This window comes from Alkalimarinus coralli (assembly GCF_023650515.1).
Taxonomy (GTDB): Bacteria; Pseudomonadota; Gammaproteobacteria; order Pseudomonadales; family Oleiphilaceae; genus Alkalimarinus; species Alkalimarinus coralli.
The window spans coordinates 2,433,910-2,450,079 of sequence record NZ_CP096016.1; the positions used below are offsets into that span (position 1 = coordinate 2,433,910).

At 45.5% G+C, this 16,170-nt stretch carries 14 protein-coding genes; 5 read left to right on the forward strand and 9 right to left on the reverse strand.

What is annotated here, in order from left to right:
* Positions 1 to 82: 82 nt before the first annotated feature.
* Positions 83 to 1,138 carry a sensor domain-containing diguanylate cyclase gene (locus tag MY523_RS10795; protein WP_250654712.1) on the reverse strand — a complete coding sequence of 352 codons (1,056 nt, stop codon included), beginning with the start codon at positions 1,136 to 1,138 and terminating at the stop codon, positions 83 to 85.
* Positions 1,139 to 1,465: 327 nt separating this feature from the next.
* On the opposite strand from MY523_RS10795, the gene MY523_RS10800 reads away from it, so the two are divergent.
* The 5 genes from MY523_RS10800 (at position 1,466) to MY523_RS10820 (ending at position 6,151) form a co-directional block, all read left to right on the forward strand.
* A complete protein-coding gene (locus MY523_RS10800) occupies positions 1,466 to 1,993 on the forward strand; it encodes a hypothetical protein (protein WP_250654713.1) in 528 nt (175 codons plus the stop codon).
* A 107-nt stretch (positions 1,994 to 2,100) separates the two neighbouring features.
* On the forward strand, positions 2,101 to 3,474 hold the full coding sequence (locus tag MY523_RS10805) for an MATE family efflux transporter (protein ID WP_250654714.1): 1,374 nt from the start codon (positions 2,101 to 2,103) through the stop codon (positions 3,472 to 3,474).
* A 24-nt stretch (positions 3,475 to 3,498) separates the two neighbouring features.
* A complete protein-coding gene (locus MY523_RS10810) occupies positions 3,499 to 4,434 on the forward strand; it encodes a D-hexose-6-phosphate mutarotase (RefSeq protein ID WP_250654715.1) in 936 nt (311 codons plus the stop codon).
* 66 nt (positions 4,435 to 4,500) lie between these two features.
* Complete coding sequence (locus MY523_RS10815) at positions 4,501 to 5,121, forward strand: class I SAM-dependent methyltransferase (protein WP_250654716.1); 621 nt, start codon at positions 4,501 to 4,503, stop codon at positions 5,119 to 5,121.
* Positions 5,122 to 5,224: 103 nt separating this feature from the next.
* A complete protein-coding gene (locus MY523_RS10820) occupies positions 5,225 to 6,151 on the forward strand; it encodes a diguanylate cyclase (RefSeq protein WP_250654717.1) in 927 nt (308 codons plus the stop codon).
* A 54-nt stretch (positions 6,152 to 6,205) separates the two neighbouring features.
* Here the strand turns inward: MY523_RS10820 and MY523_RS10825 are convergent, their stop codons facing one another.
* The 8 genes from MY523_RS10825 to MY523_RS10860 all read right to left on the reverse strand — a co-directional run bounded on the left by MY523_RS10825 (position 6,206) and on the right by MY523_RS10860 (position 16,164).
* The gene (locus MY523_RS10825; protein ID WP_250654718.1) at positions 6,206 to 8,011 is read right to left on the reverse strand and encodes an acyl-CoA dehydrogenase C-terminal domain-containing protein; all 1,806 of its coding nucleotides are present in this window, start codon (positions 8,009 to 8,011) and stop codon (positions 6,206 to 6,208) included.
* A 106-nt stretch (positions 8,012 to 8,117) separates the two neighbouring features.
* Positions 8,118 to 9,377, reverse strand: a complete 1,260-nt coding sequence (locus MY523_RS10830; RefSeq protein WP_250654719.1) for a valine--pyruvate transaminase — start codon at positions 9,375 to 9,377, stop codon at positions 8,118 to 8,120.
* Positions 9,378 to 9,509: 132 nt separating this feature from the next.
* Positions 9,510 to 10,112 (reverse strand): DUF416 family protein, encoded by a 603-nt coding sequence (locus MY523_RS10835; RefSeq protein WP_250654720.1) that lies wholly within the window; start codon positions 10,110 to 10,112, stop codon positions 9,510 to 9,512.
* A 65-nt stretch (positions 10,113 to 10,177) separates the two neighbouring features.
* On the reverse strand, positions 10,178 to 10,876 hold the full coding sequence (locus tag MY523_RS10840; protein WP_250654721.1) for a class II aldolase/adducin family protein: 699 nt from the start codon (positions 10,874 to 10,876) through the stop codon (positions 10,178 to 10,180).
* A gap of 35 nt (positions 10,877 to 10,911) precedes the next feature.
* Positions 10,912 to 12,042, reverse strand: coding sequence for an MFS transporter (locus MY523_RS10845; protein ID WP_250654722.1), 1,131 nt, complete (start codon positions 12,040 to 12,042; stop codon positions 10,912 to 10,914).
* Positions 12,043 to 12,186: 144 nt separating this feature from the next.
* Positions 12,187 to 12,753: a dCTP deaminase gene (dcd, locus tag MY523_RS10850; RefSeq protein ID WP_250654723.1), complete on the reverse strand. Its 567-nt coding sequence runs from the start codon at positions 12,751 to 12,753 to the stop codon at positions 12,187 to 12,189.
* A 288-nt stretch (positions 12,754 to 13,041) separates the two neighbouring features.
* Positions 13,042 to 13,788: a sugar transferase gene (locus MY523_RS10855; protein ID WP_250654724.1), complete on the reverse strand. Its 747-nt coding sequence runs from the start codon at positions 13,786 to 13,788 to the stop codon at positions 13,042 to 13,044.
* Between the two features lie 348 nt (positions 13,789 to 14,136).
* A complete protein-coding gene (locus MY523_RS10860) occupies positions 14,137 to 16,164 on the reverse strand; it encodes a hypothetical protein (protein WP_250654725.1) in 2,028 nt (675 codons plus the stop codon).
* Between the last annotated feature and the right edge of the window lie 6 nt (positions 16,165 to 16,170).

Here is a 16,170-nt window from a genome sequence, read left to right on the forward strand (position 1 = left end):
GATCTATAAAACAGGTGTAGCTGAAAAGTCAGCGCAACAAAGTAGACGTAGAGACGAAACAATCAATACGATAAGACGGGCATTACTGTGAGTGATGTTTGCCTTTGCAAAGGTACATATCCCGATCAGCATCGCGTAGAGCTTCTTCCAAAAAAGCCTCACTATGAGAACAGATACCAGAGTGGCCAATGCTGGCAGAAAACGGGTACTCCCTCAGGTCACCCACTTTTTTAATTGAGTATTGAATCTGTTGAATAACGTGCTTCAAATTGAGCATACTATCCATCACCATAAGCACGGCATACTCATCACCACCAATTCGCGCAATCACATCGGCTTGCCGGAGCCGATCCTGTAGGATATTCGCCAGTGTTTTAAGTGCATCATCCCCTGCACTATGGCCAAACTGGTCGTTAATCAGTTTCAGGTCATCAAGATCAATAAAAAGCACCGTATAGCGTTTCCCCATACGCTGGGCCATTTCCAACGCTTGTTCTCCCAGTGTAAAGAAGCCACTTCGATTGAAAAGCCCCGTCAAGTGATCTCGCATAGAAAGTTCTTGAATCACCAAGTATTGGTCAAGGATTTTAAGGTCTGCTTCCACCAAACTGCGAAACCTGTCAATGAGCCGCTTAAAGATTTTCTGGTAGTGTGTGACCGCAAAGTCCATCACGCAGATCGTTCCAAAAACGGTTCCGTCTGGCCAGTGCACAGGCAACCCTAAATAGGAGTTAAATCCATCGTTATGCACTTCCGGGTTATCAAGCCACTCATCATCACGGGTGGCATGGTTAACATAAAGAGGTTTGTTTTCATTAACAACTTTGCGGCAGAATAAGTTGATATCATTACCAATAACCGAGCCATCGACTGGATACGGGTTTTCTCTCGTCTCACTGGCAACAACAATCTGATAACCCTCGCTATTTTTTTGCACAATAAAACCCGCAGGTGCTTTGAATAGCTCGACCATCAAATTAATCGTTTCCTGCCACTTCGATACGATATCAACAGGATGTTTTGAGCCTAGTAGCCATGACTCCTTGTCATTACTCGTTTTAATTAACTGCTCTTCCATCTTCTCATACTCACTCGCAAGCCCGGCATTGGCAACGCCACCTCTTGAAGTATAGTTCATAATAATCACTTTGGTTATTAATCGAACAACACTAAAAAATATGCTGTACATACCTAGCAGTAGGGCTCGTCATAAAAAAATGTGCGACACTGACGAAGCATCCTGGTCTTAAGTGAAAAAATATTGCCATATATTTTCAGACTTGAACATATTGTTCAAAAAAAACAATCGGAACTAATAGAAAAAAATATGATAATGTAGTCATTTATTTGACTTATGTAACGTTTTGTTAAGTAAAAGCCGATTACTATTAACTTGTTCAAGCTCATGGAAGACAAACAATAATCAATATAAATCCAACTGAGCACTCATAATCCGGGGTACAACATGAAAACGTCTATTGCACTGTTTATAAGTCTGCTATCTGCCAATGCGTTGGCTGAAATTCATACCTGCGAGATAAATAATAAGACCGTATATTCAGATACCCCGTGCAGCCATATCAACCAGACGATCCGAAAAGCGCCAAACACACAATCGAATACCTATTGGTGGGAAGATATCCAAGAGCGAAATCAATATAAACAACCCATCATGATTGATGGGCCTCTGGATGAGCGTGTAGAAAAGGTCTCAACGATCATTTCTGAAGCCTGGCAGAAGTCCAATAGTTGCCAGTCAGCTATAGATTCAGGCAAAAATGAATCGATCTGCCGTGACTTTGTAAAGTATATTGAGCCAGGCACAGTATTTTGGCAGGCGAGTCATCAATATCAGTCATTAAACCTCTACACAAAAAATAAAATCATAGATCAGAATAAGCTTGCCACCATTAAAAAGCAGATAGATGAGCTGGTGACCTTTAGAACTGACCTTAGAAAATACGTACAAAGGCAGCAGCTGGCCCAGCGCTAATACCATTAGTCTACGCATTCGCTGAAGGAGCTCAGATACAACCTTGATCATATCTTCATTACACTAACAGGAGACATGATCTGCGGTAAATGTAGTATACTCCGGCGATGATAAAAAAATCCCTCACTCCCCCAGCCTCTCGCAAGGCCTCAGCTCGACTCACCCAAGGCCCCGTTGATAAAACCCTGATATCCCTTTCGAAACATATGGCGCTGGGGATCGTATCAATTATCTTTATCAACGTCGTTGATACCTTTTACGTGGGCCAACTCGGCGCAAAAGAGCTGGCAGCGATCAGCTTTACGTTCCCTGTTACCATGATCGTCATTAGCCTCGCAATGGGCTTAAGTATCGGCACATCGGCGCTTGTCTCGCGAGCCATCGGGTCGGGGGATCATGATCGAGTGAAACGTTTAACCACTGACTGTCTATCGCTTGCATTTATTCTGGTTTTTTTAGTTGCACTGACAGGTTATCTGACCATTGTCCCGGTATTCAAGGCATTAGGGGCATCAGCTGAACAAATCCAGTTAATTCACACTTACATGTCGGTCTGGTTTATCGGGGTCGGTTTAGTCGTCATTCCCATGGTCGGCAACAGCGCAATACGAGCAACAGGTGATACCAAAACGCCGAGCCGAGTCATGATGGTTGCAGCGGCAGTCAATATCATTCTAGACCCGCTACTGATCTTTGGTATTGGCCCTTTCCCGAGGCTCGAATTAACAGGGGCTGCACTCGCAACGTTAATTTCATATTCGCTGACGTTCCTTTTTTCTCTGTGGGTTTTGGGCTTACGTGAAAAAATGCTGACCATTACTCTGCCAACGTTAGCTGAGCTCTGGCACTCATGGCAGGCGCTCTTTAAGCTGGCGATACCGGCTGCAACAACCAACATGATGGCACCATTAACGATAGGCATCCTCACCCACCTCGCCGCTTCATTTGGTGACTCTGCCGTAGCGGCTCTAGGTGTAGGCACGCGTATTGAGTCACTGGCAATGATTGGCGTGATGGCGCTTTCATCAGTGCTCACACCGTTTATCGGTCAAAACTGGGGCGCTAAAAAACATGATAGAGTGCAGCAAAGTCTTCACTTTGCCATAAAGTTTGCGCTTTTTTGGGGTGTTGGGCTCTGTGTTACCCTGGCACTGTTATCGACTGTCATTGCCAGCCTGTTTTCAGACAACCCGGACGTTATTCAGCTAATTGAAATATTTTTAACCGTGGTTCCGATCAGCTATGCAGGCATGGGCTTAATTATTATCACCAGCGCAACCTATAATGCCTTTCATCAGCCGAAACAGGCCGCTATTCTGGTATTGACCCGACTGTTTATTTTAATGGTTCCTTTGGCGTTTATTGGGGCTCACGTTTGGGGCATAACAGGCATTTTTGCAGGCGTCATGGCGGCAAATGCTCTGGCAGGTATATTTGCCTACGCCAAACTGAAACGGAAAATTCGTACGCTGACACATTAATTACTTAACCAGGCAGGCATAGTGATGATGGACAATCAAGGTATTGCGGTGATAGACAATAAAGATATAGAAGAGAAGCTTCGTTCATCCCCTTCGGTTTCAACCACCAATAGCCGGGATTTATACAACGCTTCCGAGCCACTTTCACTGCTCCACATTAATAGCCCTCTCTGCAAAGCCGTTATATCACTTCAGGGCGCTCAGCTTCTTGAGTTTTCTCCAACCGACTCACACCCATGGCTCTGGTTAAGCCCTAAAGCGGTATTTAGCCCAGGTCAAACGATCAGGGGCGGCATCCCGATCTGCGCCCCCTGGTTTGGAGTAAACCAAAAAGACCCGACGAAGCCCAAACATGGCTTTGTTCGCAATCAACCATGGCAGTTAGTCAGTGTATTTGAAGATCAACAAGGTGTCGTAGAACTGCATTTTCAGTTCACACCTGCTGAGCAAGCGCTAGCACTGTACCCTCACACGTTTAAGCTGGATCTTAAAATCACGCTATCCGACCACATTGATATTTCATTCTCTGTCCATAATATCAGCAATAAAACCATGCTGTTTAGCTGGGCATTACATAGTTATTTTTCTATTGATAGCTTGGCCGATGTCCAAGTGACAGGGCTTGATCAACACGACTATCTGGACGCCACTGAACAGTTTGCAGCCGTTCGCCAAAATGGGCCTGTCCGATTCAGGTCGGAAGTAGACCGGGTATATGAAAGTGTTGGTCTTGCACAGCAAATACAGGGTACTCCCAACCTATCCGTCAGCGGGCACAACTGTCCAACAGCTATCGTCTGGAATCCGGGGGAGAAACTGGCTCAGAAAATGGCAGATGTCGGTATCGAACACTATGATGAATATATCTGCGTAGAACGAGGCGCAGCATTTGCCAACAGCTGGCGCATTGAGCCTGGTAACTCGGAGACCGCCAGGCTGATAATTAAAGAGAAGCTTTAGCAGAACGGAAACACGCAATCAAAACCATATCATGCCAGCAGCGTTGCAAGACAGGGTTTAGACAATATGAAAATATATGAAGACTACCTGCTCCCCCACATCATAAATATGGCCTGTAGTAGCAAGCCTGTTTTGCGACAACGAAATAAGGTTGTGCCTTATGCAGAGGGCCGCGTATTAGAGGTCGGGTTCGGCTCAGGACTAAACTTACCTTACTACAATGCAGATAAGATAGAATTTATCTGGGGGCTGGAACCCTCTGAAGGCATGCGCAGAAAAGCCAATAAAAATATATCAGGCTCCAGATTGGATATTAAATGGCTGGATCTTCCTGGCGAAGAGATTCCTCTCGATAACAATAGCGTTGACACCATATTGCTGACCTACACACTATGCACTATTCCAGACTGGGAAGCTGCATTAAACCAGATGAAGCGCGTTCTAAAGCCCGGCGGAAAGCTGCTGTTTTGCGAACATGGTGAAGCGCCTGATGAATCTGTGAAACGGTGGCAAAAGCGCGTTAACCCCTATTGGAAAAAAATAGCCGGGGGCTGTAACCTTAACCGCCCCATTCCCGTCCTCCTCGACCAGGGCGGATTTTCCATTAAACAAATGGACACTCAATACCTGCCTTCAACACCCAAAATTGCGGGTTTCAACTACTGGGGTTATGCCCAAAACAGATAACTCGACCCTCACCTGAAATAGATCAAATTATTATCTTGTTATAACGCTATACTGGCTTGTATAAAACACATAGTTTGATTATTTGTCGTGAGCGTGATTATCGATGCTATCAGAGTCTTACCAGAGCACCGTTGTAACACAAATCAACAATGATATTACTGCCATAAACAAGGCGATGCTCCGCCATACTAAATGGCTTGCCGAATGGAATAAAATACTGGTTTGCGGGCAAGCTATTTCTGAGCCGTTTATTCAGCCGGACGCTTATAAACATTGCGGCTTTGGCATTTGGTATTACGGGGAACACAGCCCTTTTACCCTACAGCAGGATGAATTCCCCAGGCTTGAGCAACTCCATAAGCGGCTGCACGACAGCGTTGCCCAGATAATGAATAAAGCCAATAACCAAGAACGCTTAACCACAGAAGACTACGATGACGTTATTGCTAAAGAGGTCGACTTTTCTTTTTCATTAATCGCTCTTCGTGACTCGCTATTTGGACAACTCTACTCTTTTGATTATTTAACCGGGGTCTTCAACCGACAGGCTTTTTATTCACTGTTGGAAAAAGAGTTTGCGCGGGTTGAGCGAACATCAAATTGCTCTAGTATTGTCATGGTGGATCTCGACTATTTTAAAAAGGTCAACGACCAATACGGGCATCAAGTGGGTGATAAAGTGCTAACCTACTTCGCAACCTATATCAAAAAGAGCCTTCGCCCATATGATTCCGTAGGGCGTTATGGGGGAGAAGAGTTTCTGATATGTCTGCCAGACACAACCATCACTGATGCCAAAACAATAATGGAGCGAATCAGAGAGGATCTTGCCAATCAGGTGATTGAGATTAAGGAGCCAGATAAGCGCACTTTAACCTTAAGTATTACCGCATCATTTGGCATATCATCACTCTGTAAAGGGCACCCTATCAGCGAAGCGATAGAAACCGCCGATATGGCGATGTACGAAGCCAAAACTGCCGGTAGAAATAAGGTTAAAACACACCACTACGAAGCCGTTGCAACCTAATGCGATAGCTCATCTCGGCTAGTCGTTGCGCTTATCCTTGCAGCAACCAAGCGCCTATAGCAAGAGCGCGTCTTCCCCCGACAACATGGCCTTACGATGGGACTCAGCTCTTGGTAACAAACGAGAGTAATAAAAAGAGGCCGTACGTATCTTCGCGTTTAGAAACTCGTCACCATAGTTCCCGCCCTGCTGCTTAGTCGGCTTGCTTTCCATTAGTCGGGCCGCTCTGACCGCCATCGACAACCAGAAATACGCTAGCGTCACGTAGCCACTATACATCAGGTAGTCATAAGCAGCGGCACCAACCTCGTCATGACTCTTCATCGCCTTTATACCAATCTCTTGCGTGAGCTGAGGCCACTCTTTGGCATAGTCTAACAATGTCTTAACCATCGAAGAGAACGGCTGATTACCTTTCTCTAGAAGGCAGAAGCGGTGTATTTGTTTGGTAAATAGCAACAAGCTTTTTGCCTGTGTTCCGAGTACTTTTCGTCCGAGCAGGTCGAGTGACTGGATGCCTGTTGTGCCTTCATACAACGTAGAGATACGCCCATCTCTATAAAGCTGTTCAACACCCGATTCACGAACATAACCGTGCCCACCAAATACCTGTATCGCTAAACTGGAGGACTCAAGCCCTGTTTCAGTACAAAATGCCTTGGCTATGGGCGTCAGGAAGTTAAGGAGCTGCTTACTGTCTTCTGCTGATGGCAGTGTGCCACAGGTATCAGCAGATTTTTCATTGGCCTCTTCAGTCACATCCAGCAACTGAGCGCAAAAAAAACTTAGCGCCCTGCCCCCTTCAGCAAATGCACGTTGAGTCAAAAGCATGCGCCTGATATCTGCATGCACCAATAGAGAGTCCGCTTCCTGGTCTGGTTCTGCAATACCCTTCAAGCTTCTGCCTTGGCGACGTTCCGTTGCGTAGCTCAAACTATGTTGATAGCTTATTTCACTTAGCCCAATCCCTTGGGTGGCGGTTCCCATGCGCATTTCATTCATCATGATGAACATCGCTTTAATGCCTTTATGAGGCTCACCCACCAAAAAGCCTGTCGAATTTTCATAGCTCATCGTGCAGGTAGGATTACTGTGAATACCCATTTTTTCTTCAATGCCAATGCACGAGACATTGTTAAATTCCCGACTATTCGGCAAGTACGTGGGCACAATAAATAAAGACAATCCTTTCACCCCCTCAGGGGCACCTTTGATTCTTGCCAAAACCAAGTGGACTATATTTTCACACCCATCATGAGCACCAGCAGAGATAAATATCTTATTTCCTTTAATTCTATAACTATTGTCGTCAACCAACTCCGCCGATGTTCTGATTAAGCCAAGATCGGAGCCGCAATGGGCTTCAGTGAGCGCCATGCAGCCCAACCATTGGCCACTGATCATATTAGGTAAGTATTGTGATTTAAGCTCTTCAGAGCCGAATGTGAGCAAGGCCTTAATCGCTGACATATTAAGCGCCGGAATCATACTGAAGGCATGGTTCGCAGAGGTGAGCATTTCACCTGCGCAGGCAGCAAGTTGGCTCGACACCTGCTGTCCACCCCACTCTTCCGGCATGGACAACCCCATCCAGCCTGCCTCAGCATAGCGGGTATAGGCCTGTTTCATCGCATTGGGAAGGGAAACATTTCCATTATCAAAACGGCAACCCAGCTCATCACAAGCCCGGTTAATAGGCGCTAACTCATGTTCAACAAACTGAGCAGCCTGACTAAGAATAAAGGATGCCTCTTCACGATCAACGCTGGCCTGGCGGGAATTTTTTTCTGCAGGATGAATCCCTGCTTGGCAATCCAGCAAGAACTGCATATCTTCCAGTGGGGCTTTATAGCTGTGCATGGCATCCTCAAAATTAATCACTTAATTTTTGATTATCACGCCAAGCCCCAGCTGGAATCATTAACAAATGATAAGGCCTACAACGGTGAGCCCGATACCTCACTCATCATGCAACACCGTCATACGCTTTCTTAACTTCTTCCGCAATAATCGACAGGCCTTTCTTAACAACCTCGTCGTCCTGCGAGTACGTTATCCGAATACACTCTTGCTTGTGTTGCCAGTCATCATCAATACCCGGGAAAAAGTAATGACCAGATACCACTAGCACGCCCCTGGCCTTCAGTCGCTCATAAAGCGCCTGGTTGCTGATCGGCAAATCTTTCAACCACAGCCACAAGAACATGGCCCCTTCAGGTTTATGCAGCAGGTAGGGATACCCTTCCAGGCCTTGCCCTAAAAGTTTGACCGCTTTTTCTGCCTTGCTTTCGTAGTATGGGCAAACGATATCTTTACTCAGTGAAATAATATCGCCAGATGCCACCATATCGTTGGCTAACATACTGCCAAAACTACCCGTAGCCAGGTTAAGAATGGCATTAATACCAGACATTGCTGATATGACCTGCTCGTTTGCAATCACAATGCCTGTTCGGGCCGCGGGCAAGCCGAGTTTTGACAGGCTCAAACAAAGGATCGTATTGTCATTCCAGATTGGGGTCGCATCGGTGAAAATCAGGTGTGGAAACGGTGTTCCGTATGCGCCATCGATTATTAATGGGACATCGTTGGCTTTTGCAATACGGTCAAGGCGGGAAACCTCTTCGTCCGTTAATACATTGCCTGTGGGGTTGGTCGGGCGAGAAACACAGATTGCGCCGGTCTCTTCTGTGATATGCAGCTTGTCAAAATCAACATGGTATTTGAAGGTATGTTTGTCGAAGTACTCAAAACTTGGGCGTGCCGCCGTAAAAAAGTTACTGGTTAGCCCTGCATCAGCATAACCAATATACTCAGGGGCCAGCGGCAACTGAATTTTACGCTGCGAGCCATCATCGTAATCTCCGGCAAACATATTAAACAGCATAAAAAATGCCGCTTGGCTTCCGTTGGTAAGACCAATATTACGTTCAGTTAACTTCCACCCATAAAGCTTATTCAGCAATTTAACCAAGTGACTAATAAACTCTTTTTCACCCTGCGGTGGATCATAAATACCAATCAACCGTTTAAACTGACTCTCATCGGCCAAAATATCTTCTAAACGCTGGCGGAACTTTTCCTGCACCTGAGGAATATGCCCCGGATTTCCTCCCCCCATCATAATCATATCTGATCCTGACGAGAGGGCGTTCCCCAAGTCATCCATCAATGATGTAATACCGGACTGACTGGTAAACTTGTCTCCAAATGATGACAGCTTCATTTATGTGCCTCTTAAACCTTATAGATCTTTTTTACTGAATAAGCATGAACGGCTCGAATGTGAATTACCGCTTTCGTCCATCAGGCGAATAACCAGCCAGTAGACAAATAGCAAGTTTCGATCAACGCTTGGCTAGTCTTCATCTAGCGAAATACCAATATTGCTAACACCCTCGTCGGAAGCGAGTAACTTAAGCCCTGCCACCACATGTTTGTCAGGCACACTTTCTTTTCTCAAGCGGTCAACCAACTCTTCCTGAAACGCCATTTCCCGCTTGATTAAGGGGCTTTGATCAAATAGCTTGACCAACTCATCCTCAGAAAGCCCTTCCCCCTCGGTTGTTTCAATAAACTCCATGACACCTTCAAATGAGCCTTGAGCTGTTTCAGCCGCACGACGTTTCTCATTATTGACCTGCGTAAGCAGCCCCTGCTCTAATGTTTCACAAAAACTAACCGCGGGAATAGCACCATACATGTCATAATCAGCAAGATTAGGGACATTTTCTTCAAGCAGCTCCAGAAGCTCGATATAGCGATCTTCTTCGGCATTCTCGATCAACGCATCCCAGCCCTTTGCCAAACAGGTCGTCACCGCATTAAAACCAGAGAACGCTGTGACTTGAGAAAACAACGCAAAGTTAGGGTATGCCCGCTCTGCCAGAGCCAAAATAAAAGCGGTTTCCCTCCAGCCCTTCAGTTGAGCCAGATGCCGTTGAAACTGATTCGGTTTCACATTAACCCCTGTCTAATAGTCTTGGTAACCAAATAAGGTCGCTATTTTAGCGCTTATCAAACAGTTTAACGAACGCTTTTCATCATGGCCTTGTGATAAACACCCAGTAGTGCTGAAACAGCAGATGGCAGATCTGGGCCAAATGAAACAACGCCGTCGACATGCCCTTTCATAACAAATACAGGTTCGACAGCCTGGTCTAAAATACCCTTTGCGGTATCAACAACGGCGTCTGCCATATCTATCGTACCGTAGGGGATGCTTTGATCTGTCGCCGAAAGTTCCAGGACATCCGAAAGCCGCCATATAGTGGGCGAATGAACATGAACAACAGCCCCAATAGAAGGGAATTCATTGTACAAAACACCATGAGTCATCGACTCGGATGATGGTTTGCACGCCCCCTGCGCAGCGACATAGTTCTGCTTGGCATGACACTCAGTGACCAGAGCAAAGTGCTCTCGCATAAGATAACGCAAATGGCCGGTTTGACTCCCGGAGATTAAAAAAGGGTTATCAGAAACGCCAAATCGAGAAGGCGGCAGAGCTAACTCTGCAACTACGCGGCTGGATATATTGCCGAAGCCAAACCCACCGTAGCGTTTGGAGTCTTGACCAATTAATGCGAGATTAAAAAGTACATGCCGCCACTGATCAAGTTGCTCAATATTAATATTTGACGGAATGGCTTTGCGAGTAAACATGAGCTCATACTTGATAACGCCCTCTTTCTCACGCGGCTCAACAACTCCATTTTGGTACACGACTCTACTCCCTCTTACCTCATTGAGATTAATTATTATTTTGATGATCTCATTCTATTAATACTGACCAGGCCGACCATTGCAACCACCAGTAAAACCGCCACAAAACTGTTCCATCCTGCAGCCTCGTAAATCAAACCTGGCAACACTGAGCCTAGTACGCCACCTAAGTAGTAAAAGGTCAAGTACAGGGCATTAACCACGCGCCTTTTTTCGCCTGCGACCGTATTGACCCAAGCGGCGGCAATAGAGTGCACTAAAAACATCGCCCCGCAGAAAACAAATAAGGAAACAAACAACATTGCAATGTCGTTAATGGCGGTCATCGCTACAGCGGCCATATATACGGCAAAACCGACCATCAGTGCTCGGTAGTTCCCTCCGATGAGCATTGACAGCTTTGATGACAACAGCGACGTGACGACTCCCAGCAAGTATCCACTATACATCAAACTGATAAAAACACCTGATGCACCTGCGCTCAACTCTCCCACTCTAAATGGCAGAAAGTTCATCATCGCAGAAAAAATAAAGAATAGACAACTTACCGCCAAAAATACAAACCCTAAATCACGTTTAAACAACAAGTCTTTAATATCCTGCCAATGAATCAGGTCTTCGTGCGTCGAGTCAGGCTTATTAGACATAAACGGGAAGCAGGCCATCACTACTAACAGTATTGATAACAGGTAGAAGAAATACCGCCAATCACCGTAGTCAGCAAAAAATCCGCTGATTAAACGACCAAAAAGCCCACCCAGAATCGTTGCCGTGACATAAGCCGACATCGCTTTTTGGATTGAGTCTGGCCCTGCGCTTCTTGAGGTCAGAGTCATCACAGAGGTTAGTAAGACAGGCAACAACATGCCTTGGCAAAAACGAATGAGTAATAAAAGTGAAAAGTTGCCTGCGAGAACAAAGCCCACCGTTGTAACCGCCAGCAATACCAATGAAATACGCAGCAGTTTTTCTGGTGAATGCCTGGATAGTAACTGGCCAAATGTCAGCGGCGCAATAAACAGGGGTAACATAGTGGCCGTCGTCAGCAACCCGGTTTGAGTCTCACTCAGGTTTAGCGATGCGGACAAAATAGGAAACAGCGGCTGTGGTGCATAAAGGACAAAATAGGCCAGCACCGATGCCATTAAGAGTGGCAGTATTTGCATAAAATGCACTCTAAATACCTCAAGCCAATAGTTGTTGGGCACTTAGCCAGTGCGTTATAAACAAAAAAGGAGTCATGACTCATCACAACCCCTTCACAACCGCACAAACAGTGTGGCTTAAGCAGACCAATAAAGAAAACCTTATTACGTTCTTGGCAGTGTTACACCCGTTTGACCGTGATACTTGCCGCCACGGTCTTTATAGCTTGTTTCACATTGCTCATCAGACTCAAAAAACAGCATTTGTGCGACACCTTCATTGGCGTATATTTTGGCTGGCAGCGTTGTGGTGTTCGAAAACTCCAGTGTTACATGCCCTTCCCACTCTGGCTCAAGGGGCGTGACATTGACGATAATGCCACATCGAGCATACGTTGACTTGCCGAGGCAAACCGTTAATACATTTCGTGGAATACGAAAATACTCAACCGTACGCGCCAGAGCAAAGGAGTTCGGCGGAATAATACAAACGTCGCTCTGGACATCAACAAAGCTCTTTTCGTCAAAGTTCTTGGGGTCAACCGTCGCAGAGTGTACATTGGTAAATATCTTAAATTCATTACTGCAGCGAACATCGTAACCATAGCTCGATGTGCCGTAAGAGATAATACGACCCTGTTCGTCTTCACGCACCTGACCTTGTTCAAAAGGTTCGATCATGCCATTCTGCTCGGCCATTCTTCGAATCCATTTGTCAGACTTGATTGTCATCTTAATTCGTCTCGTTGGTTAAGTTCTTAGAATAATCTATTTTTATAGAGGAAATTGCACGATGTAATGAGTGAGTTCAGTGGTCGCGCATAGGCCTCTTATACAAAAAGTTGCTGGCAATCATACCCTGATCTGGTACTTTTAAAAAGGCAGTAATGAAGACCTTGCTCTCACTTGATGCTGAGGGCGATATAAAACAGTAGCCCACATGCAAAAATCCCCACTTAAAGAGCGGGGATTTGCTTCAAACAGCTAAAATAGCTTAACGCTTTTGGTTATCCGCTAGAATTAGCAGGCGCCCTTACCTTCAATGACTTTAAAAGGAGTGAGGAGAAGAATTTTAATATCAAGCCAAAAACTCTGTTTTTCAATATACTCTTTATCAAGGCTAACACGACCATCAAAGTCGATATTACTTCTACCCGATATCTGCCATAAGCCCGTCAGGCCAGGATAAACAGAGAGCCTGACTAGATGCTCAGCATTGTATGTGGTCGCATGGAATGAGGTTGGCCGAGGGCCTACCAGTCGCATATCCCCTACAAGAACACTAATCAGATTTGGCAGTTCATCTAAGCTATAACGGCGTAAAAAACCACCAACCCGTGTAATCCTTGGATCCTTTGCGATTTTAAAGTCCGGTGAATCTTCTCCATGGTGACTCATATGTCGTAATGACTGTTTTAGCTCTTCGGCATTATCAACCATAGTTCGAAATTTATATAATTTGAATCGCCTTCCCATAAACCCGGTTCTTTCCTGTAAGAAAAATACCGAGCCCTTACTATCCGACTTAATAGCGATGGCGATAAGGATCATCAACGGTGAAATGGCCAGTAGTATTAACAGCGCACCAATAACCGAGCAAACATGCTTGGTTCGCGATAACATCCAGCAACGTCCTCCCTGTCGTCCGGTTATCCACCCTTTGGTAGACCTTAACAGCGCCTTATCAATATTCTTTCTTAATTCACCTAGCTTACGCTTACAGTGAATATTTTCTTCCGCTGTGCTTTGAACCAATAGTTCACTCATTGATACCTAACTCCTACAAAATAACCAATTGTCATGCCTATCCTTAGGTGCAAGCCTGCTTAGCAACAAATAGAATTCGTATATTCCATTTGGAAATAAGGGCGAGACAGAAGTGAATTTTATTACATACAAATGAGTAGTTCTACTGTACCTAACAAAATTTTGCACTTTATTACAAATTCACTATAAGTACCGAACAAAAAAGACTGCCTTGCACGAACAAAAAAGACTGTCTTGCAAGCTTTAGCCTAAACGGTGTGGAGACCCCTTTCTATTGATAGCAAGGGAGCCCATCCATTGAGAACGCAGTGGGGGATGAAAGGTAATAAGACGGGTAAGCCGTAATGGTCACCTATCGTTTCTGCTTACGGTGATTTTAGGCGCTAATGGCCCGCTATTTACATTAAAGTTTAAATAGAAAACTGTCTCGGGCGTAATGGATAACTCATAAACTCGTTGGTTTTCAATAACAACACTAGCTAGGGGCTGGGTACGAACAGCTAACGATTGGTCAATTGTTCTGAGTGTACCGGATGGCTCTCCATCACAACTTAACAGTTTGCAATTTACACTTATCTTAGCCACATACTGTCGCTTTGACTTGTTCACACCCAGCATATTCACCTCACCAGTATCCGGCCGAGAAGTGGGTAGTAGCTCAAACTCAACCGATGGCTGCGAAAATTTCACATCCATTACCTTGGGAAGCCACATCTCGTTAATCATTGCCATGATATGGGCAACTGGCTTTAGTTTAAATTGCGCCCCTTCTATAGCGATAAGACCTTTATTCCAAACTCCGTCATCAGCTATCTTAAACCAATTGAGCTGGCTAAGTTGGCCCGATGAGCTTGCATTTGCAACAACTGAAGCCAACCATAGTCCCGCAAAAAAAGTATTTTGCTCATAATGGCTCAGGTTATTCCCGCTTGATATATTGGTCTGCGCGAGGATAAGCGGCCTGGGGAGACCACTCTTAGCCGGGTATTGCCTGTCTAGCTCCCTAGCCTTTAAAACAGTCGACTTATACTGCTCAGTCGCAACCAAATCCCTCACCAGCCACTGATGCCAGGAAATACTGTCAACCAGGTCAGGGTGACCTTGGAGAAGGCGTTCCGCCCAGTCTGCCCCGATTCGCTCATCAGAATCACTTCTTGTTGGCCCGTTCACAAAGCGCGAAGATTGAGGCACAGCCATCTGAATAGACGAAACCGAAGGCTCGGGGTGATTCTTTAGCGTGGATGCGATAGCAACAAAGTCTTTTTCAAACTGATTATAACTGCCATAGTTTAGATTAGGTTCGTCTGCAATGGCCAAATATGGAAAAGAAAAGCCATTTTCTCCTCGGTGGGACTTTAAATAACGGGTCAAAAAGTCGGCTGTATCGTCGGCGTCAGAAATAGTGCTACGTCGTCCGGTTTTAGCCAAAATTGAGATGTAATTATCCAGCCCCAATTTCTGTTCATAATATTCCAAAAACGAATTATCCTTGGCAATATCGCTACTCAAGATATCTTCATAAAAATAGTAATTCGCAGAACCAAGCTTAAGTTTATCGAATATAGCGTCTGCTGATGCAGGGGGGCGAGAAAAGTCCAGTGCAGCGCCAATCTTGGGCATGTCACCAGCAACAACACCTTCGATGCTAATATCAACCTGCCCCTCTTCCAAAGTAGGTACAAACAGCTCTTTTGGATCCAGCGCAAAAAGATTAGGGATGTGATCAAGCCAAAATGCAGCCTTACCTCCGCCTTTCAGTGTTAACTGCCAGATAGAGGCCTCAGGAGACGCTGCAACTTCAACTTGGTCATAAGATGAATAGAGCTGGCCATAATCCTTCAACGATAGGACTTTCTCTTCGTGACTTGTTAGATTAACGATTTCCAACCTGTCCACACCCCCATGGTCTTTTCCGGCGAGGATGAAGCGCTTATTCGCAGGCACCTGAAAGTATAGTTTTACAGTGTTGGGGACTTCTGCACTAAAATGCAGTTTTGCGGGTTCAAAAACGGATGGCAGTGTATTCGGTACGTTGACGACGTACTTTCTAAAACTGTAGCCCGGGATGTCTAATCGGTAATCCCCTTTAACTGCCGGTATTGTTAAGTTCGTACCACCGCTGGGCTGGCTAAAAGGTATTGCCACTCGCTGTAACAACATCCCCTTTGGTGAGCTCCAATACAGCGTCTCATTTTGAGCGTCGGCTATATTTGTTCCCTTCCAGCTGACAGGGATAGACCGCTCTTTACTTTGTTGTTGGCTGACGTGCAATACACCATCACGCAAGCTGCCCCAGTAGGCTGCTTCAACATGGGGAACCCATAGCAGTATCAACGCCACGATTGCACAGGTTGAACGTAAAAAGTCAGGTTTCATAATGAG

Coding starts and splice junctions, on each gene's coding strand:
- MY523_RS10810 (WP_250654715.1), top strand. CDS start 3,499: ATGATGGACAATCAAGGTATTGCGGTGATAGACAATAAAGATATAGAA.
- MY523_RS10830 (WP_250654719.1), bottom strand. CDS start 9,377: ATGAAGCTGTCATCATTTGGAGACAAGTTTACCAGTCAGTCCGGTATT.
- MY523_RS10825 (WP_250654718.1), bottom strand. CDS start 8,011: ATGCACAGCTATAAAGCCCCACTGGAAGATATGCAGTTCTTGCTGGAT.
- dcd (WP_250654723.1), bottom strand. CDS start 12,753: ATGACAATCAAGTCTGACAAATGGATTCGAAGAATGGCCGAGCAGAAT.
- MY523_RS10855 (WP_250654724.1), bottom strand. CDS start 13,788: ATGAGTGAACTATTGGTTCAAAGCACAGCGGAAGAAAATATTCACTGT.
- MY523_RS10860 (WP_250654725.1), bottom strand. CDS start 16,164: ATGAAACCTGACTTTTTACGTTCAACCTGTGCAATCGTGGCGTTGATA.
- MY523_RS10815 (WP_250654716.1), top strand. CDS start 4,501: ATGAAAATATATGAAGACTACCTGCTCCCCCACATCATAAATATGGCC.
- MY523_RS10820 (WP_250654717.1), top strand. CDS start 5,225: ATGCTATCAGAGTCTTACCAGAGCACCGTTGTAACACAAATCAACAAT.
- MY523_RS10795 (WP_250654712.1), bottom strand. CDS start 1,138: ATGAACTATACTTCAAGAGGTGGCGTTGCCAATGCCGGGCTTGCGAGT.
- MY523_RS10805 (WP_250654714.1), top strand. CDS start 2,101: ATGATAAAAAAATCCCTCACTCCCCCAGCCTCTCGCAAGGCCTCAGCT.
- MY523_RS10800 (WP_250654713.1), top strand. CDS start 1,466: ATGAAAACGTCTATTGCACTGTTTATAAGTCTGCTATCTGCCAATGCG.
- MY523_RS10845 (WP_250654722.1), bottom strand. CDS start 12,042: ATGCAAATACTGCCACTCTTAATGGCATCGGTGCTGGCCTATTTTGTC.